We start from the raw sequence: 19,404 nt of genomic DNA, 5'->3' as shown, positions 1-19,404 counted from the left end.
ATAATATACCGGGAATCTATTATTCATCTGGTCATTGTGAACTCAAGTGATGGCCGTTATTTGTGCCAAATTTTAAAAAAATATTTTTTATCACAGTCACCTCAGCAAAGGTATCAACCATATGACATCGATGGGCAATAATAGAGAGGGAAATCTATCAACCTGGCATGCATTACCAGCTGAAAAAGTCCTGGAAGATTTAGACAGCTCAACCCGTGGCCTGACTACTGATGAGGTGACAGGAAGAAAACAGCAATACGGTCCGAATCGTTTGCCTGCTCCTCCAAGGCCTAGTCGACTCATTCAGTTTCTCAATCAGTTCAATAATGTGCTGATTTACGTTCTGCTGTGTGCCGCTGTGGTTACTGCTTTTCTCGCAGATTGGGTTGATGCCATAGTCATCATCGGTGTGGTACTGATTAATGCGGTAATCGGTTTCATACAGGAAGGAAAAGCTGAAAAAGCAGTTGATGCCATTCGAAAAATTCTCAGCTATGAGGCCATTGTTTTCCGTGATGGTGAGAAAGTTTCTATTCAGGTTGAGGATCTGGTGCCCGGCGATGTTGTATTCCTTAACTCAGGTGATAAAGTTCCGGCGGATCTGCGTCTGTTTCAATCAAAAGATTTGCGTATTGAAGAGGCTCTGCTCACTGGTGAATCAGTACCTGCGGATAAATCGATTGAGCCGGCGAACATTGAGGCTGCACTAGGTGATCGCAGTTGCATGGCTTTTTCTGGGACCATGGTCAGCTTTGGTCAGGGACGTGGAGTCGTCGTGGCAACGGGAGAGTCAACCGAACTCGGCAAGGTCAGTGCCATGCTTGCCGGAGTAGAAACCTTAAAAACCAGGTTGACACAGCGCATGGACGAGTTCAGCAAATGGCTGACAGGAGCAATTCTGATTCTCGCTATAGGCACCACATTTTTTGGCCTGGCACTTCGTGACTACTCCTTCACCGAGCTTTTTTTTGCCGGTGTAGCCCTTGCTGTTGCCGCTATCCCTGAAGGATTGCCTGCAATCATCACCATTACCCTGGCTCTGGGGGTGCAACGGATGGCACGTAAAAAAGCCATTATCCGCAGGCTGCCCGCAGTTGAAACCCTTGGTTCAGTCACGGTTATCTGTTCAGATAAAACAGGGACACTCACTCGTAATGAAATGACAGTGACCACCATTTTGCGGGCAGACCGTACATATACTGTTGATGGTGTGGGTTACCAACCGGTGGGCTCTTTCCATGTTGAAGGTAACATGCTGGAAGCAAAGAAGGATCATTTACTGCTTGAGCTAGCCCGGGCCGGCTTGCAGTGTAATGATGGTTCCATATCTGAAAAAGATGGGAGTTGGAGTGTCCAGGGTGATCCGACCGACGGAGCACTCATCACCCTTGCTCTCAAGGCTGGTTTGGATTCACAGAAATGCAATGAGGCGTTGCCCAGAATAGATGTTATACCATTTGAATCCGAACATAAGTTTATGGCTACCTTGCATCAGGATTCCAGCGGTAAAAACGTCGTTTACCTCAAGGGAGCGCCGGAGCGAGTCCTTGATATGTGCGTCAAGGAACGACACAAGGATAGCGACAAACCCATCAATCTTACTTATTGGCAGAAGCAGATAGAGGCGATTGCCAGCCAGGGACAGCGAACCCTGGCAGTTGCCACCATTAGTATAGATGACAAAGAAACCATATCGATAGAGGACGTTAAGAGTGGGATGATTTTGCTTGGTCTTTTTGGTATAATTGATCCACCGCGGGATGAAGCCGTTGCGGCTGTACAAAACTGTCTTGGGGCTGGAATCAAAGTGAAAATGATCACGGGAGATCACGCTCTGACTGCTACATCGATAGGGGAACAGATAGGCCTTGATGTCTCCACTAAGGCGATCACCGGACAGGAACTTGAAGCCATGGACGATGATCAGATGGAGTTTATAGCCAAAAAGGCCAACATTTTTGCCAGAGTCAGTCCGGAACACAAGCTCCGCTTGGTGACCGCATTGCAGGCAAACGGCCAGATTACAGCCATGACCGGTGACGGTATAAACGATGCGCCTGCACTTAAGCGTGCTGATGTCGGGGTGGCCATGGGAATGAATGGGACCGAGGCTGCCAAAGAGGCAGCGGAAATGGTGCTTGCCGATGACAATTTCGCATCCATTGTCCATGCCGTGGAAGAAGGCCGCACCGTGTACGATAATATCAGAAAAACACTGGCGTTTATTCTCCCAACAAACGGGGCCCAGGCTGGAATTATTATAGCATCGGTGATGATGGGGATTGCCCTGCCAATTACACCGCTGCAAATTCTCTGGGTAAATATGATTACCGCGGTAACCCTTGGTCTTTCTCTCGCTTTTGAGCCACCTGAGGGAGATGTCATGACTCGGGCTCCACTTTCACCCAAGGAACCGCTGCTCAATCAATTTCTCTCATGGCGCATAATTTTTATTTCAGCGATAATGGTAATGGGCACCCTTGGCTTGTTTCTCTGGGATCGTTATCATGGCGAAACACTGGAGATGGCTCGCACAACAGCGGTGAATACACTTATCTTCTTTCAAATTTTTTATCTTTTCAACGCACGTTATCTCAAAGAATCAGTGCTCTCTCGCAAGGGATTGTTTGGTAATCCTGCAATATTAATGGCTGTTACCGGCATAACATTACTACAGCTTTTTTTTACTTATGCACCTTTTTTTCAGAATGTTTTTGGAACGGCAGCGATTCCATTTGGAGATTGGATTCGTCTGATCGGTTTTACCTTTACGGTTTTTGTTCTGGTAGAGACTGAAAAAATGATAATGCGACATTTAGATAAAAAGAGTCTCTCAGAGTAAGTCTGCTGGGGTACTCCAATGCTGCGACCCATTCGCTTTGGCATGTAATTCTTCGGCTAACCCGGATTTTAAACCAATAAAGTTTTCATCGGCTCTTGCAAATCTGGACGAACCGATTTGAGTCGGGTTTCGTCCTGGGTAATTAAATGAAGTTCCAGACAAACGGCCTTTGCCGCTAAGCGTGTGGCTGTTTGCTGTTGTTGCTCAATACCCTGTGGTTATAAAAATCTTTTTTTTATATTCTCGTCAGGAAGCAGGCACTCATTTTTTTTGCCGAACCATTGATATCTGTTTTTTGAGATTACTGAATACATATAATTTCTGACTGACTTTGGTAAAAATTTAAATACACGTAAAAAACGCCAAAACCCATCGAGATCCTTCGCTATTTCCATAACAGCATCGCTCTTAACATACACCTGGTCACCTTTGAGGAGAATGACCGTACCATCTTGGAGAGTATCGACGCCATTCAGGCGCTGAAGATTCTCTCCTATCTCTGATTGTGCAGAAACAAATTTGAACTTCCCTTGACGGTCATTCTTGATAATAAAGTTTACAGAATATTCACAAAGATTGCATACACCGTCAAAAATAATAATTGGTTGATCTATCTTCTCCACTAGCACTCTCCAAAGTATAATACGTTTATATTGAATAGTTCAGTCAGACTAATGAAATTGAATTTGGGTCCTTATCGGTCCTCTTTTATCTACTTCTTCATACTAAACAACGATTGTTAGTCCAGTTGCATTACATACAACACTGAGTTATTTTTTTCGGTAATTAATTGTTAACATGATATGCTGCCTATTCTTTATTTATTTAACCTGGGCTTGTCATACATACACCATACAAATCGAGGTCGTAAATGAGCCATTCATTATTCCTGAAAAGTCTTCTAGTGTTCATCAGTATTGGTATCCCCACCATACCTTTTGCACAGGAAACAAACTTACAACCACCATATGCAGGTGGTCCAAGCAGCTGGTCATCATTCGCGCGCGGTGGTGCTGTCTACCAATTTGATACCGATCTTGATGAAGATGGAAGCTATAATACTACTCGATTTACTATCCAGACGGGGGCTGGATACAGTTGGGATACGCAAAGCAATGTTTCTTTTTCGATAGGTTACAGCTACGACGGTTATGATTTTTCCGGCGATGCCGGCTTAGGTTCGTTGAATCCATGGGAAGATATACACACGATATCCCTTGGTGTTCCAATGCGTAAAGCAATAGATAATAACTGGACAGCCTTTATGATACCGTCCATACGCTCCACAGGCGAAAGTGGAGCCAATTTTGATGATACATTGACCGGAGGTGTTCTTGGAGGATTTTCCTATCGACTTAACGACAAATTGACCTTAGGGCCGGGGATAGGGGTAATTTCACAGCTGGAAGATTCTGCAACCGTTATCCCAATTCTCATTATTGATTGGAAAATTAATGATAAGTGGAGTCTTAATACCGGCCGGGGACTTGGTGCTACACTGGGACCAGGTTTGACACTCAATTTCCAACCAAACAGTACATGGAGGTTCGGCGTCGGCGGCCGCTACGAGAAACTTCGTTTTCGCCTGGATAAAAACGGCAGGACTGCCGGTGGAGTTGGTGAGGATTCATCATTCCCTGTATTTGTAAACGGTACTTATTCCATTGATCCCAAAGCAAATCTCAGCATTGTTGGGGGGGTTGAATTAGGGGGAGAGCTGAAAGTGGAAGATAAAGATGGGCAAACCATTGAAAAGGAATCATATGATACGGGTGTGTTTCTCGGCGTAACTTTTAATAAACGTTTTTAACAAAATTCTGAACAGTTTGAATTTGTGAAAATGAATGGAACTATAGTTATTTATGCAAATCAAAAAGTTACACTTTTCCCGTATGTTCGGTTCACTGGAGGTCAAATGCTGTTTAATTTTATTTCCTTATAGGATGGGATATTAACAGACGTTTCTGTCTTAATTAGTGGCTTTGTCGCTCATGAAGCTTTTCAAAAGTTTGCAACCAATTTTGACCTTTTTAGTTGTCTTTGTCCTTCTTTTCATGTCGGCCTGCTCGATGCGAATTATGTACAATTATCTGGACTGGATCATCCCATACTATATGGATGATTACTTGAGCTTGACTGATGAACAGGAAGAGTTTTTTGATCATGCCACAATCCAATTTCTCAACTGGCATCGTACAAATGAATTGTCCAGATATGAAAATTTTATTGTTGGTTTGAAAGAATCACAAGCAGTTCCCATGAGCCAGCAGCAGGTTCTTCAATTCTTTGATAATGCCGAGGCGCTCTGGACATCACTGCTAAGAGAATCAATGCCGTATCTGTTAGGGTTGTCAACACAGCTAAGCGAAAAACAGCTTAAGGAAATTAATGGCGCTCTGAGAGAGGATATCAAGGAATTAGAGACTAAATACGGAAAGCAAAGTGACATTCAGCGGCGTGAATTTTTGCGAGAGAAAATGTATGACGTAGTTGATGACTGGCTTGGCAGCGTCACGGACCAACAGGCGGCCATAATCCGTTTATGGAGCGAAACAAGAAAAAACACTACCAACGGCTGGTTGAACTATAGAAATGACTGGCGGAAAGAATTTATTGCGCTGTTGAACAGACGTCACTCCGCCAATTTCAAGGATGATATGAGCAATTTCCTGCTCAACCCCCAAAAAATATATAAGCATACATACCGTCTGGCTGTATCTGAAAACAGACGTCACTTGGCTCAGGTAATCGCTGACCTTTCCACTACTTTTATTCCTCAGCAGCGCCGGCATCTTCAGCATGAGTTGGATAAGATTATCCGGGATCTAAAAGAATTGCGCAATCAATAAAAATACTATTTCATAAGGGACCTCATCCAGGCCTGCCCTGGACTGCGGCCTCGAGCGTGTCTCTATGCTATTTCGAGAGTAGATAAAAGGGCAGTGCAGCACGGCGATATCATGCAGTATAAGGTAGAAGATTTGTAACGCCAATACTAAACTTCGTAACATAATTCTTTAATCTTTTGGCACATTCTCTGTCTAAACAATGTACCTTGCCATTGGGAATACCAGCTGGAACAAAGAGGGTCAGGGGTAAATCAGCTCTTCCATGATTCAATTTTTCGATTGGGACTATATCGGGTTGTAGATATTTTTGCCAATTGATGGCAAAAATCTTGTTCTACATTACCGGAATGGCCCTTAATCCACTTGAATTCAACACATTTACCTTCGCATAAATCGCAGGCCTGTTGCCAATACTTTGCATTTCTCACAGCACGGCCATAAGCTGTTTGCCAGTTATTGTACCTCCAGAAATGAACCCATTGAACCAGCCCCCGAATAACGAATCGACTATCGGTATTAATTTGAATGTTCTTTTGAGAAGATAACCGCTGTAGGCCTTCTGTTATGGCTAATAGCTCCATTAAATTGCTGCTACCTCCCATAAAAGACTGAGAATAGAGTTCCTGTCTCCCATCAGGCGATTCTGTAAACCCTCCATAGCCGGACTGGTTAGTTTCACCATTAAATGAGCCATCAGCATAAATTTTGTGAACCTCACTCAAGCCCGATTCACTGGTTGTGATATCTAATCGTCCATCACGCCGATCAAGACGAATAAATTTACCAAAGTGACTTTCTTTTAAAAACTTGAAACCTTCGATAAAAACACAGTTGATGGTTTGTCCAACATGAATATTGCCCTTGATGGCCGAACGAATAATTCTTCTCAATTGATGTTGGTTATTTCTTGTAATTAATGCCAGGTGATTTTCTTTAGCGAAAGTGATAGCGCCATCTGCGACAAAGAAATTTAACGTGTTGTCTTCTGTATCGTTAGAAATACGGCAATCGATGTTATCTTTATCAACTCTTATAATGTGTAATGAAATGCCGATTGGTTCCATATAATCAACAAACTATCCAGGGTAGTTCAAATTTTTTTCCTGAAAAATAATAACATTTTCAATGAAAGCTAATAAAGGGAGAATGTAACGTATTATTCTCTTTGCTGCTCGCCTTTCTAAGTGATCCTCAGTTTACAACCTGAATATTTTTTTGCTACATGTTGGACATCTATTCCTTATACGCAGGTGTTTTCCTGCTGAAAGCATTGGAGTGACATTTACATTAACTTTGAACACAATACCTTCTGCAATAGGGTGTCCGACAAAAAAGTCCTATCACTGATAAATGCATTCATCGTTGCAACTAGTTTTGAGTTCACTCAGTGCAAATATTTTTTTCAACAAAAATATGGTTAATTGAACCAATTGCTGAATGTGAGTGTAAAAAATATTGCGTTTAGGAATTTTTCATGTTACCGGTCAATGGTTATGTTTGTAAGTGGCCGTCCTATCATTGTTAATTGGCCTTTTTTACCTTTTACCGAGTATAAGGAGGGATGGTGATGCGAACTTGTTTAGTAATTGTAATGGCTCTAACACTTGTCATGGCTTCTACCGTTTATGCCGAACACGAATGGTACGTTGCCGGCTCAGTCAGTTATCTTATGCAAAGCGATAGCGATAACAGTGGCACGACGGGGGATTTTACTACTGGTAATGGTGCTCCGGTTATACCTTTTGGAACTCCAATTGCTGCGGGCACACCTTATGGTTGGGAAACCGAGTTTGATAGTGGATGGGCTCTTTCCGGCGAAGGCGGGCTGATGTATGACAGTGGCTTAAGATCGGGCATAGAACTAACCTACTCAAGTGCAGATGTCGACACACATAAAAACGTAAATGTGGCCGGAACCGTAATTGACGGCGTAGATGCCGCTGTTCTCACAGGTTCCTCCAGTCAACTTGGAGCAACAGTTGGGCAGGTCGTTTCTGACGGGCAGGGCAAGATATCATCAACCGGGATCTTTCTGAACCTTTACTATGATTTTATTGAACTAGGGTCATTTTACCCATACGTTGGTGCAGGTATAGGGGTGATGGCGGTTGATGTGGAATATGAACCTTCAGGGGTTAAAATTATAGATGATGATGAAACAAAAGTTGGATTTCAACTGAAAGCCGGTGCAACCTACCGCTGTACAGACACTATTGACATTTATGGTGAATATGCATTTCGCATGACCGATGATGTTGAGGTTGATAATTCCTTATTTCCAGGAAAATTGGACATTGAAAACAAACAACATCTTATTAGCATAGGGTTAAGATACAGATTTGCTACTAATTGAGGGGGCCAAAAGAGAGTTTTTGAATTGTCTCCTTTCAAATGAAACAATCTCTGCTTGCATGCAAAAATAGTGCATAGGAATGGTTAATTAAACAAAAAGGCCAAGCCATAACCTGATGCATTTCCTCTCAAGCCAGGTTTACCGACAGAAACGAGTCGATACGCTGTAACGAGAACTCCATTTGTACCCCTGGCAGTTGATTGCCGTAAAACCTGCGAAATATCCTAGAGAAAAAGGTTCCATCCTGAATGATTCAGGCGGAACCTTTTTTCATCGGAGATGTGTTATGATCTCACTTTTGGGCTCTTAATCAAAAAAATCACATATGGTAAAGATACGCCTCGTGTTCTCCCTATAGCAGCCGTCTCACGTCCTCTAGCTCTACAGAAGGTGTTTTTTAAAATCCTTTCGAGCCATTTATAAACAAGCCTTGTACACAAGCTCTAGCTATCTATGTTCCTATCCTTACAGGTATACAACCTCTTTCCCTTGATTAAATTTTAACCATAAAAAAAGAGATTGGGAGAACAGTAATTGTTAAGGGAAGCCTGAAGCAAAAAGACCATACCTTTTCAGCATCACCATAGTCTGTATTACTAGCCCTTACTCAAGTGACTGAGGATGCCTATAGTACAATCATGTGTCATTAATTGGTGCACACGAGCTCAAGAGAAAGAAAACAGCCTATACAGGCTGCATGTGCTGTAATGCAATAAAAGCGTACTTTTTTGGTGCTGCATACACCACATGCCACCCTCATAACTACCACACGAGCGGAACTTATATCTTTTGGACAAAAAACTGTGCCAAACCAATTCGGCCGCGACCGAGCTGCCTCATGCAATTGATAAGAAACGGTACCGAATTGTACGTAACTTTTTCATCAGGACCTTTGTCCATCTGCTCTTTTGGGACATCCTGTTGAATCGACCGTCGCTGCGATGGCTCCGCACCGATCCCGCTCCGCGTTGGAAAAAGATCAGCCGAAACTACCGTGAATTGGCTGTTGCAATGGGCGGTGTTCTCATCAAACTTGGCCAATTTCTCAGTGTGAGGGTAGATATTTTACCACGCGAGGTAACCAGCGAACTCTCAGGGCTTCGCGATGAGATTCCGGCTGAACATATTGACGCTATTATTGCTCAAATCGAAGAGGATTTCGGTGCACCGGTAAGTGATATGTTTGCCTGGATATCACCTGAACCACTGGGGGCGGCATCACTGGGCCAGGCACATCGGGCACGACTAAGAAAGGATCAGGCTGAAGTCGTGATTAAAGTGCTGCGTCCTGGGATAGATATCCTTGTTGAAACCGACCTGGCAGCCATCCGAAAAGCGTTGGGTTGGCTCAAACCATACAAACAAGTGAGCAAACGTGTCTGTCTTGATTGGCTCATGACAGAGTTTACCTCAGTAACACAGGCAGAACTTGATTTTACGACTGAGGGTAACAATGCGGAACGATTTGCCGATGACTTTGCCGATGACTCCTCAGTGTATGTCCCCTCAGTTTACTGGGACTACAGCGCACCGCGTACCCTCACTCAGGAGAACGTCAGTTATATCAAAATTTCCGAAATGGACAAGATTGCAGCGGCAGGTATTAACCCAGCAGCTATAGCAAAAAAGCTGTACACCCTTTACTTACGCCAGGTTTTCGAAACCCATTTTGTGCATGCCGACCCCCATCCCGGCAATATATTCATCAAACCTCTGCCCACAGAAGATGAACGCGAAAATGGCAAAGCTATGTTTACCCCACAGGACGAAGTCCCTTACCATGCAGACCGTTCGTTCCAAATTGTTTTTGTTGATTTTGGAATGGTCACGGAAATTCCAGAACGACTCCGCCTGGCCCTTCGCGAATATGTTATCGGTGTGGGAACACGTGACGCCTTCCGTATTGTCCAATCATACGTCAAGGCAGGTACACTCTTGCCAGGTGCTGATACCAAAAGGTTAGAAGAGGCCCACGAAGCTCTGCTGAACCAGTTTTGGGGGGCAAACGTCAGCCAGATGAAAGGAGTGGTGATGGCCGAGGCCGGCACTTTAATGCGTGAGTATCGTGATATTATCTATGCTGCCCCCTTTCAGCTCCAGGCGGATATGTTATTTACCGTACGGGCCATGGCCATTCTTTCCGGTGTAGCCACCCAGCTCAATCATGAGTTCGACCCATGGGAGGAAATCATTCCATTTGCCGATAGACTCGCAGCAAACGAACTTGGCCTGAACTGGCAGCAATGGTTTAAAGAAATAGTAGCACTAGGCCAGATTGTCTACAAACTACCCAAAAATATGGAGAACGTTCTCACCCAGGCCCAACGCGGCAAACTCAAAATACAAACATCTTTTGCTCCGGAAAGTAAAAAAGTTTTAGTGCGGCTGGAAAAAGCGGTCAACCGGCTGTCCTGGATGCTGCTAGCTGTTGTCCTGTTTGCAGTCGGTATGAGAATTGAAGGCAATGATGAAAAAGAGATTGTAGCTCCCGTATTATTAGGCCTTGCCCTGTTAAGTTTTCTTTGGGGGCTGTGGAGCAACAGGCGTTAACCCAATTTTTGAGGACTTTTTTAGTCGAACTTACCAAAGAGGAGAATATATATGAATTATTGCACAGGATGCGGCCGGAAAGTGACCCTGCAGATGGTTGCTGGGGACGATCGCCCTCGTTTTGTGTGCGATAACTGCGGTACTATCCATTATCAAAACCCCAAAATGGTGGTGGGAGCCATTCCTGAAGTAAATGGAAAAATTCTCTTTTGTCGTCGAGCGATTGAACCACGGAAAAACAGCTGGACACTTCCGGCAGGATATCTGGAAAACGGTGAGACAGCTTCACAGGGCGCACAACGTGAAGCAATGGAAGAGGCCTATGCAGAATTGGACAATGTACAGCCCTACGCCTTGCTCAATATCACCGCTATCAACCAGATCTATATGATTTTTAGAGCCCAATTGATCAATACCGATTTTCGCGCAGGTACAGAAAGCCTCGAGGTAAAACTCTTTGAACCTAATGATATCCCCTGGGATGAGTTGGCGTTCCCGGTAATCAATGATGTCCTGCGAGTGTATTGCAAGGATTTGCAACGAGGAGTCTTTCCCTTTCGTGAACTGGAAACGCTTGGCCGGATGTCTACGACCCCGCAAGTTGCGAAGGAAAAGTAGCAATTAATCTGTGGGAACTGCGGCGTCCGCGACTTTTACATTTGTTTTTCCGTTATTTATTGATTGCAATCGTGTTTAAGCTGCTTATCCTTGTTTGTTACAGGCCCAGTTATTAGTCCAAAACAATCAGAGGAGACTAACAATGCTTGAACTAAAAAAAATATCTGCTGATGCTGTACCATCAGCTCTAGAGATGGCACATAGATATAGATTGCTCAATGAACCTCAGGCAGCAGAGAGCATTTGCAGGGACATTCTGGAGGTAGAGCCTACCAATGAGCAGGCGTTAATAACCTTGTTACTCGCTTTAACGGATAATTTCTCAAACGAAATCACCCGGTCCTTCTCCCAGGCCAAAGAGGTGGTCGAAAGACTTGCAGGTCATAGTTTGCGGTCGTATTACTCCGGGGTTATCTATGAGCGAAGAGCCAAGGCACATTTGAGAATCGGTGGCCCAAATGCCCAAGAAATGGCCTATTCCTGGCTGGAAAAAGCCATGCAGGCTTTTGACGAGGCATTGACCCGCTCCGAGCAGGACAACCAGGAGGCTGTATTGCGATGGAATGCCTGCGCCCGACTAATGAATGAGTATCAAGCGATGAAACCTACTGTAACATTTGAACGAGAAGGCCTGCTTGACAGTTACGAAACTCCCCATTAAACAAGGATAGCTGCCATGCAGCAACATGCCGGGATATGGAATGCCGGTATGGTCTACTTGCCACGTGTCCCCTCAGATAAAAGCAGCTTGAAAGGTACTGCATATGTGTGAGGGGATTTTTTTATTGTCGTTGGTGTATAGCAATGTAATATTCCTGCCCCACATCCGGCGCTCACACCTTTTTTATCCTGCACATAAAGCTGCGGCTGGTCGATGTGCCGGTTACAGGGCTACGTGCATCATCCTCGGTAAGTGTATTAAGATTGCAGCTTTTGCTATATTCCCCCCAACCCCATGCAATCCGCATCGATCCCTGCCGCACAACGGTGGAGAGCTCAGCCTCTATCTCTATCGATCCCTTAGGGGTTGTAATTTCAACCACATCACCTGATAGAATACCTAAAAGCGCCGCATCTCGAGGGTGAATATCCACCTTCCCTTTGCTGCTTTTTTCAAGGAGGGTCGGGACGGTCCGAAACTGGGAGTTGGTAAAACGAATATCCCGGCTGCCACTGATGCCAAGCAGCGGATACTCGTCAGCCTGATCGAAAAAGCTGATCGGATTTTCTATCTTCCCTTCTTCAAACGGCACAGCAGCAAAACCTGCTTGGGCAAGTCTTTCGGAATAGAACTCTACCTTGCCGGTTGGGGTGTTAAACGGCTGCTGCAGATATTTTTCATACTGGAGTTCTTCCAATCTAACTGCATTGTGCTGGTTTCGGATGGACTGCACGTCAACCCCTGTTGGTTCGAGTTGATAATCGATGGCTTCTTCGGCAGTCTGCCAGGGAAATTCGTTGCTAAATCCCAATTCCCGAGCGAGGGCAAAGGTAATTTTCCAGTCCGGCCATGATTGCCCCACAGGTGGAATGACTTCATTTTGCAATATGATAGGATTATTGCGGATAGAAGCGCGGTTAAGCTGTGTCTTTTCGAAGCAGCTCGCAGCCGGCAAAACTATATCGGCCATTCTTGCGGTCTCGGTCATAAACATGTCTATAACCACAAGCGTATCCACCTTATCAAAGGCGGCTCTGGTTCGCTTTGAATCGGCCATGGTCACCACAGGATTCCCGGATTGGACCACCACCATCTTCAGCGGGTAGGGCTTCTCCTCCAGGATAGCATCGACAATACAGCCTTGGACCTGGTTCCCCCACGTTGGACTAAATGTATTGAACAGCGGAAAGGCAGAGGTAATGGGTAAGGCCTCCTTTGGAAGCCTGTCCCGTAATTGCATATCCTTTACAGGTATCGGCTGCGGTAGGACATCACCGCCGGATGTGTCAAGATTACCGGTGAGGGGCCGTAAAAAAGCTACAGCCCGGGTCGTGTCAAACACGTGCCGGTGCATATCAAGCCCGTTTCCATCAATTATAGAGGCTGGTTTTATGGTCGCGTAGAGATGGGCCACTTCTCTAATCTGTCGAGGCTTCAGCCAGATTTGGTTCGCCACTTTATCGGCAGAATAGTTGGCGCTTACCTCTTTTAAACGTTCAAAACCAGTGGTATAGCCGTCGACAAAATCATTATCGTATAACTCCTTTTCTATTATTTCGTCAATCATAGCCATGGCCAGCAGACCGTCATGCCCAGGTCGTATCCGGAGCCAGATATCCGCTTTTTTGGCAAGGGCGGTTTCCACAGGGTCAATAACGATGAGTTTGGCACCCTGTTCTTTGGCAAAAAAGATGGCCTCGGCTGCACCCAAGGCGGTGTTCACATCATTTTTCCCCCAGACAATAATACAGCGACTGTTTTTGGCTTCGGGAAAGGCCATTGAACCATATACGTAGCAGTGCGCCATATCGCGCGCCACAAAACAAATAGACCCATTGCCGATGGTGTTGGGTGAACCAAAAAGGTTCATCAACCTGTTGGGATAGTCCCAAGGAGCCCCCCAGTCTGCGGCCATTCCGCGCAGCCAGGCCACGGATTCAGCTCCTGAATGTTTCTTGTGGTAATTGAATTTTTGGGCAACAAGCCGCAGGGCCTCCTCCCATGTGGTCTCGCAAAAATCGCCTGTAGCCGAGTCTCTGACAAGAGGAACGGTCAAACGAGTAGGGGAGGAGACGATATCCGGAGCAGCCTTGAGTTTTGGACAGACGAGCCGCTTGTCCTTATCCAGAAAAGATTTTCGTTGGGCCGAAATTAGTTTTCCATCAACCACATCTACTGTAATCGGACAACACGATGAACATAAGCGGCAGACAGTATCCTTTTCCATGATACCTCCGTTTATCTTGAAGCTTTGAGATAACAGCTTTGAATCAGCTCATAATGATTAGTGTGGGTCCTGATCTTCCACCAGGCCTTGCCTTTGTGCATAATCTGCCAGGGCAATTGATTTTCAGGATCACTGGCGGAGAGTATTCCAACAACATTGTCCAACCCTTTTCCGGCATAGAGCCCTTCTTTTTTTCCACCGAGCCATTCCTCCACAGGTGCTGCCTCAGTTGACCAGGAAAAAGGATCAGATAAGAGAAACTGGGCATCGGTATCACGTGTTACCCTGTTCATTTCCCTCAAGTGACGCAGAGGTGAAGGCACCTTATCAATAAGATTGAGCGAAGCGTACGCAGCAATGCTTGCACTTCGCAGTGGCAAGGCAAGGGCATTGCCAACAATGAATTCTACCTTTTCGCTTTGCCATGATTCAGGCAGGGTAAAAGACGCAGCGCGGGTGAGCAGTCCTTCATCTTTGAGTGCAAAAGAAATTGACCTCTCCTTCATCAATTGCCTGGCAGTTTGAACAAAGGCCACAGAATTATCAACACCAATGGCAAAATCGCATTTGGTACTTAACTCAAAGGTAAAACGGCCAACAGCTCCGCCTGCATCAACACCTATCCCTTCGGCAGGGTTTATTTGCCTGGACCATGCAGCATATGCTTCAGAGGCATATTCCTGGTCAAACAGATCGCTATAATGGCTCCAGAGGTAGGAAGACACCACCTCCTGATGTTCATATTTATTCTCCGTTGCTCCATACTGATCCTTGAAAGGGTCGAGATGGGCAATACCATCATGAATGGGAAATACAGCACCGCAAGCAGTGCAGGCAAGAGTGCCGACTTCAATATCATCGTCGTCGGCCTGAATAATTGTAACATCAAACGGAGCATTTTTGGGGAGGCAGGAGGGGCAAACAAGAAAATCAAGGAGACGGCGCTTCATTTTTGATCCTTTTCCAGTTGTCGTTTAACAGGGAAACCACATGCTGTAGAGCTACAAACAGGACAAAAAAGTAAATACCATTGAATATCAACTAACTAGCTTAAAAAAATCTTGTTGTCACGTCAAAACATATTTCTCTTTTCACTCCAAATAACGGAGAGATCCTTGTCAAACCTCGATAATTTTTTCATTCTTGCGCATAAGCGGCAAAAGAACAAATTGGAAGGAACAAGCAATACATACATGGGAGTCACAGTACTTCCATCAAACCGTACTATTAACCGCACGGTTTTCTTGTGCAAACTCCAGATAAAAATTACAGCTGATTTTATTGGATGACATCTCCGTGAAGGAGGGGTGCCAGTGGAAAAGAAGTCACTTTAAGACCTTGACTAGCTTTTCTCTTTACCCGTATAATTAACGTAATAACGGACAATAAATAAGAAAAGCCAAACCTGCCGCAAGGTGGGGACGGAAAGCTGCGGGTCATTTATGATAGCCGAGCTGCCTTAAAATAAGGTAGTTCGGCTATTTTTTTTATTACTCTTTTAAAACCAGGAGACTGATCAAAAAAACATGAAAAAAAGCGTAGACCTTGTCTCCAGATTCCCAAAAAATAGCTGATTTTCATGAGGAATCAGATTTCAATTTGTGAATCACCAGAGTGGCTTTAACCAGTGACCATAGTACAAGGAGAAGCAAAATAATATGGAGGTGATCTGATGAAGAAGGGAAATTACCAACTAGTTTTACGCACATTTTTGTTATTTTCTGTGACAATGGCAATAACAGCTCCCTCGTACGGCGCCGGCGCGACAAAAACAGATCAAGTTCGCGAGAACCAGAGCGACAAGATGACCAGCGTATCAAGTCAGACCCCGGCAGCCACAGCGAGTGCTGGTACCGGAACTGCGGTGATGGATCTGAATAAGCAGGCTTCGGAGAGAAACCGACGGGCTTGCGTGGAATGGTGTGATGCCAATACGGAGTGTGCCATGTGCAGAGCGTCCGGGCTGTGCGGCAGTGGTTACAAGGTATTGCGGACGTGGGGAGGACCTGGTGTGAAATGGGATGCCTGCAAATTCGTATCACGAGCACCTAGGGTACACCCGAGACCACCCGAGGGGCGCATGCAAATGCCGGGGGAAATGAAATCGCCGGTTCCGCCGATACCTCAATAGGCAATGAACAGGCTACAGGAAGATTGGCTGTCTAATGGCAAACAGCTAGAGAACTTTAGTTGTACAGTTGCGCCATAAAAGCGACCTAATGAGGACCTGTAAATACCCACAGTCCATTGATAACAAAATATTACATGGTTGGATTGAAGACGGTGGAAAAGAGTTTGTGCTCTTAGATATCAGGGAACCTGGTGAAGTGTCAGCTGCAAAAATTGTAGCTGATGAGTCGATGGATATTCCAAGAGGTTTGGTAGAGTTTGTATTTACTCAAAAGATAACAGATCATGACATGCCGGTTGTTGTGTATTGTAAGAAAGGTGGAAGAGGAGCGCTTGCTGCTGCGACCCTGAAAGAGCTGGGATATAAAAATGTTTACAATCTTGACGGCGGAATTCTCAAATGGATCACCGACGGCTATCCGGTAAGCAACTTTTTCGGTGAATTTGAAGTGAAAAGTTTTGAATCAAATTTTCAGAAGAAGAGCTGATACAATATTTTTCTATTTGAAGTACCATACTATTTAGCTGCTGAACTTGACAGTTTACTTTTTGCAAGTTCAGCAGCTATGTTAAGTTATCTTATGTTATAAATACCATATCATCATTATGAGTAATAGTTCTTATAAAGAGAAAAAATACAGAAAAAGCATTCAGTGGGTAATGACCCTTTTTCTGCCCATTGTGATTATAGGAGGATATTTTTATCCTGCTATAGGGTTTACTATTGTCGGAATGATTGTGTTTTTTATGACACTGGCAAGTAAACGAGGCCGCTTATATTGTGGATGGCTTTGCCCAATGGGGTCATTCCATGAACGATTCTTATCAAAAATCAGTCGGCATAATGTAGTTCCATCGTTTTTTAGATCAACCTATTTTCGTGTGTTTGTGTTTGCCGCGATGATGGGGGTTATGACATATCGACTGAGCCTTGCGCTGGGAGATGCCCAAGCCATTGGTGGTGTATTTCGGATGATGTGGATTGTTTCAATAGCATTAGCCATTGGGATGGGCCTCTATTATAAAGCAAGAACCTGGTGTGTCATTTGTCCCATGGGATCACTTCAAGGGGCCATGAGTCTAAATACTTTCCGTTTACATGTTTCAGATGAATGTGTTGGGTGCCATACATGCCAGCGGCTGTGCCCAATTTCGACCTACCCAGGAAATTTTCATGATGCAGATAGTGCCAAGGTTCCTTCAATTGATTGCCTGCGCTGCTATAACTGTGTTGAAAACTGCCCCAAAGGGGCCCTAGATTTTCGGTGATGAAGCTTCAATGCCAGGGAAATGTGATGAAGATAATAAATAAGCACCCCCTAAGAATAACTTGTGTTTTCATCTTTATATTTTTCAATTTTGCAGCACACTGCTTTTCCTCAACGATTAAGCATACCGATATTTCGGGGGAACTGCAGAATGGGTTTCGGGTGTTGACGATTTCGGGCAAAGAAACTGACTTGTTTTTTACAGTCTATCGGGGGGATTACATCAAATTCAGACTTCACGCATTAGAAGAAAACCCCGTGCTTGAAATCCCTAGGCTGGAGATCAACCGGAAACTCCCCACTGATTTTAGTAATACGCCTTACTTTAAGATGAAAACAGTCGGGTTGTATCCCTTTACAGTTGGAAGTGTTCAAGGCAAGATAAAGGTTATTGAGTATTCAAAGCCTCACTACCAGGCCCTAACGGCAGATGAAGCTAATACGTTTATCAATGATAATTCTCCTTTCATTTTAGATGTTCGCACCAATCGGGAATACACGTCAGGCCACCTTGAAAATTCGATGCTCATACCGATTCAAGAACTTCAACAAAGATACACAGAGCTGTTACAATATAAAAACAAAGATATCTTTATTTACTGTGCCACCGGCAACAGGAGTACAGTCGCCGCAAAAATATTGATAGATAAAGGATTTACCCGCATTTACAATTTGAGAAAAGGATTGTTTGATTGGGCTCAAAAAGGTTACCCAATAGTTCGATAAGTAATCAAAAAACAAGGTGCTTGCTGTCTCAGGATTTAGCTCACGAGGTTGAAGAAAATGCAGGTACTGGTCCCCATTCAAATCCACGGCCTGTGGTTTCGGAGTATGTGACTCTCTGTTCTTTTTGCCTCATACCTATTAATAGTTTGCAGAATGCTGTTCACACGGTCCTCACACCTCTTTTCTTCTTAAAAGAGGCAGCTCAAACTGGTTTCCATCCTCCATTTGAATCACATTTGGATGTACTGCCTTTGCTTCAGAAGCAAAATCTTGATTGGGGCCGTACCGTTGGGAGAAATGGGTGAGGAGCAGGGTGGTCGCATGAGCTTCACTGGCCAATTTACCTGCCTGTAAGGCAGTCAGGTGACCGTGGGCTTCCGCTTTGTCAGCATCTTTTTCTAAAAAAGTTGATTCGGTAACCAATACATCCACATTTTGAGCCAGAGCAATGGCTGCATCACACATTCTGGTATCCAGTACAAAAGCAAAAGATTGACCTTTTTTGTGGATGCTGACGTCCTTAAGCCGTATTACTTTTCCTTTGTAAAACACCTGACCTTTTGCTTTCAACTCGCCGACTAGATGTCCTTTTATCCCTATCAAAGTTAACGCCTTCTGGTCCATGTTTACACTCTCTTTTTCCTCTATACGGTAACCAAAGGTTTCGATGGTATGACTTAATCGTTTTGCTGTTATTATCAGTTGATTGTCTTCATAAACAACGCAGTTCTCACCCTCTATGGGATGAGGTTCCAAAAACGCTACATCATAATAACTGGCTACCCCTTTTATATTCTCAAAGAAGTGGGCACCGGAAGCAGGAAAATAAATTTGTACGGTATGAGGAACTCTATCCAAGGAAAGGCGTTGTAGGATGCTTGATAGCCCGAGACAGTGATCTCCATGGAAGTGTGTGATAAAGATTTTGGTTATGTCGGTAGCCGTAACACCAGCAAAAATCATTTGTCTTTGCGTGCCTTCTCCAGGGTCAAAAAGAAAACCTTCGTTATCCCATTTAAGAAAGGAGCCGTGCTGATTCCGGCGAGTGTTGGGTACTTGGCTGGCTGTACCTAAAGCTGTGAATCTTCTGATGGACATCTTCAATTTAACCGTGCGCAGGAAATAGGGCCACAAGGACATCTATTAGGAAGAGTATGCATTATATCGGCTTTGACCTCCA

Annotated in this window: 16 protein-coding genes and 1 riboswitch; of the genes, 11 read left to right on the top strand and 5 right to left on the bottom strand. The window is 44.5% G+C overall.

Features of this window, described 5'->3' with window-relative positions; genetic code table 11:
- The first annotated feature begins 121 nt into the window (after nucleotides 1–121).
- Complete coding sequence (locus ACHZCY_RS03375; protein ID WP_319547831.1) at nucleotides 122–2,842, top strand: cation-transporting P-type ATPase; 2,721 nt, start codon at nucleotides 122–124, stop codon at nucleotides 2,840–2,842.
- Nucleotides 2,843–3,060: 218 nt separating this feature from the next.
- On the opposite strand, the gene ACHZCY_RS03370 is transcribed toward ACHZCY_RS03375, so the two are convergent.
- On the bottom strand, nucleotides 3,061–3,465 hold the full coding sequence (locus tag ACHZCY_RS03370) for a thiol-disulfide oxidoreductase DCC family protein (RefSeq protein ID WP_319547830.1): 405 nt from the start codon (nucleotides 3,463–3,465) through the stop codon (nucleotides 3,061–3,063).
- A 248-nt stretch (nucleotides 3,466–3,713) separates the two neighbouring features.
- Here ACHZCY_RS03370 and ACHZCY_RS03365 point away from each other — a divergent pair, with 248 nt between their 5' ends.
- Together ACHZCY_RS03365 and ACHZCY_RS03360 are read left to right on the top strand one after the other, a co-directional pair.
- Nucleotides 3,714–4,652, top strand: coding sequence for a DUF6268 family outer membrane beta-barrel protein (locus ACHZCY_RS03365; RefSeq protein ID WP_319547829.1), 939 nt, complete (start codon nucleotides 3,714–3,716; stop codon nucleotides 4,650–4,652).
- Nucleotides 4,653–4,920: 268 nt separating this feature from the next.
- Nucleotides 4,921–5,691, top strand: a complete 771-nt coding sequence (locus tag ACHZCY_RS03360; protein WP_394713354.1) for a DUF6279 family lipoprotein — start codon at nucleotides 4,921–4,923, stop codon at nucleotides 5,689–5,691.
- A 251-nt stretch (nucleotides 5,692–5,942) separates the two neighbouring features.
- Here the strand turns inward: ACHZCY_RS03360 and ACHZCY_RS03355 are convergent, their stop codons facing one another.
- A complete protein-coding gene (locus ACHZCY_RS03355) occupies nucleotides 5,943–6,755 on the bottom strand; it encodes a ribonuclease H family protein (protein WP_319547827.1) in 813 nt (270 codons plus the stop codon).
- 503 nt (nucleotides 6,756–7,258) lie between these two features.
- On the opposite strand from ACHZCY_RS03355, the gene ACHZCY_RS03350 reads away from it, so the two are divergent.
- The 4 genes from ACHZCY_RS03350 to ACHZCY_RS03335 all read left to right on the top strand — a co-directional run bounded on the left by ACHZCY_RS03350 (nucleotide 7,259) and on the right by ACHZCY_RS03335 (nucleotide 11,873).
- Nucleotides 7,259–8,044 carry an outer membrane beta-barrel protein gene (locus tag ACHZCY_RS03350; RefSeq protein WP_319547826.1) on the top strand — a complete coding sequence of 262 codons (786 nt, stop codon included), beginning with the start codon at nucleotides 7,259–7,261 and terminating at the stop codon, nucleotides 8,042–8,044.
- A gap of 789 nt (nucleotides 8,045–8,833) precedes the next feature.
- Nucleotides 8,834–10,594, top strand: coding sequence for an ABC1 kinase family protein (locus ACHZCY_RS03345; protein WP_319547825.1), 1,761 nt, complete (start codon nucleotides 8,834–8,836; stop codon nucleotides 10,592–10,594).
- A 51-nt stretch (nucleotides 10,595–10,645) separates the two neighbouring features.
- The gene (locus ACHZCY_RS03340) at nucleotides 10,646–11,212 is read left to right on the top strand and encodes an NUDIX hydrolase (protein ID WP_232370961.1); all 567 of its coding nucleotides are present in this window, start codon (nucleotides 10,646–10,648) and stop codon (nucleotides 11,210–11,212) included.
- A 142-nt stretch (nucleotides 11,213–11,354) separates the two neighbouring features.
- The gene (locus ACHZCY_RS03335; protein ID WP_319547824.1) at nucleotides 11,355–11,873 is read left to right on the top strand and encodes a hypothetical protein; all 519 of its coding nucleotides are present in this window, start codon (nucleotides 11,355–11,357) and stop codon (nucleotides 11,871–11,873) included.
- Nucleotides 11,874–12,045: 172 nt separating this feature from the next.
- Here ACHZCY_RS03335 and ACHZCY_RS03330 read toward each other — a convergent pair whose 3' ends face one another.
- Together ACHZCY_RS03330 and ACHZCY_RS03325 are read right to left on the bottom strand one after the other, a co-directional pair.
- Nucleotides 12,046–14,100, bottom strand: coding sequence for a molybdopterin-containing oxidoreductase family protein (locus ACHZCY_RS03330; RefSeq protein ID WP_319547823.1), 2,055 nt, complete (start codon nucleotides 14,098–14,100; stop codon nucleotides 12,046–12,048).
- An 11-nt stretch (nucleotides 14,101–14,111) separates the two neighbouring features.
- A complete protein-coding gene (locus tag ACHZCY_RS03325; protein ID WP_319547822.1) occupies nucleotides 14,112–15,050 on the bottom strand; it encodes a class I SAM-dependent methyltransferase in 939 nt (312 codons plus the stop codon).
- 438 nt (nucleotides 15,051–15,488) lie between these two features.
- Nucleotides 15,489–15,562: riboswitch (cyclic di-GMP riboswitch) on the top strand.
- 267 nt (nucleotides 15,563–15,829) lie between these two features.
- On the opposite strand from ACHZCY_RS03325, the gene ACHZCY_RS03320 reads away from it, so the two are divergent.
- The 4 genes from ACHZCY_RS03320 (at nucleotide 15,830) to ACHZCY_RS03305 (ending at nucleotide 18,224) form a co-directional block, all read left to right on the top strand.
- Nucleotides 15,830–16,231, top strand: coding sequence for a hypothetical protein (locus tag ACHZCY_RS03320; RefSeq protein WP_319547821.1), 402 nt, complete (start codon nucleotides 15,830–15,832; stop codon nucleotides 16,229–16,231).
- An 88-nt stretch (nucleotides 16,232–16,319) separates the two neighbouring features.
- Nucleotides 16,320–16,718, top strand: coding sequence for a rhodanese-like domain-containing protein (locus tag ACHZCY_RS03315; protein WP_319547820.1), 399 nt, complete (start codon nucleotides 16,320–16,322; stop codon nucleotides 16,716–16,718).
- Between the two features lie 118 nt (nucleotides 16,719–16,836).
- Complete coding sequence (locus tag ACHZCY_RS03310) at nucleotides 16,837–17,499, top strand: 4Fe-4S binding protein (protein WP_319547819.1); 663 nt, start codon at nucleotides 16,837–16,839, stop codon at nucleotides 17,497–17,499.
- 26 nt (nucleotides 17,500–17,525) lie between these two features.
- A complete protein-coding gene (locus ACHZCY_RS03305) occupies nucleotides 17,526–18,224 on the top strand; it encodes a rhodanese-like domain-containing protein (protein WP_319547818.1) in 699 nt (232 codons plus the stop codon).
- A gap of 171 nt (nucleotides 18,225–18,395) precedes the next feature.
- Here the strand turns inward: ACHZCY_RS03305 and ACHZCY_RS03300 are convergent, their stop codons facing one another.
- Nucleotides 18,396–19,322 carry an MBL fold metallo-hydrolase gene (locus ACHZCY_RS03300; RefSeq protein ID WP_319547817.1) on the bottom strand — a complete coding sequence of 309 codons (927 nt, stop codon included), beginning with the start codon at nucleotides 19,320–19,322 and terminating at the stop codon, nucleotides 18,396–18,398.
- Nucleotides 19,323–19,404 lie beyond the last annotated feature (82 nt).

Origin of the sequence: Desulfogranum marinum, from assembly GCF_963675105.2 — a bacterium.
GTDB lineage: Bacteria > Desulfobacterota > Desulfobulbia > Desulfobulbales > Desulfobulbaceae > Desulfogranum > Desulfogranum marinum.
This window is presented reverse-complemented; position numbering and strand designations above follow the sequence as displayed.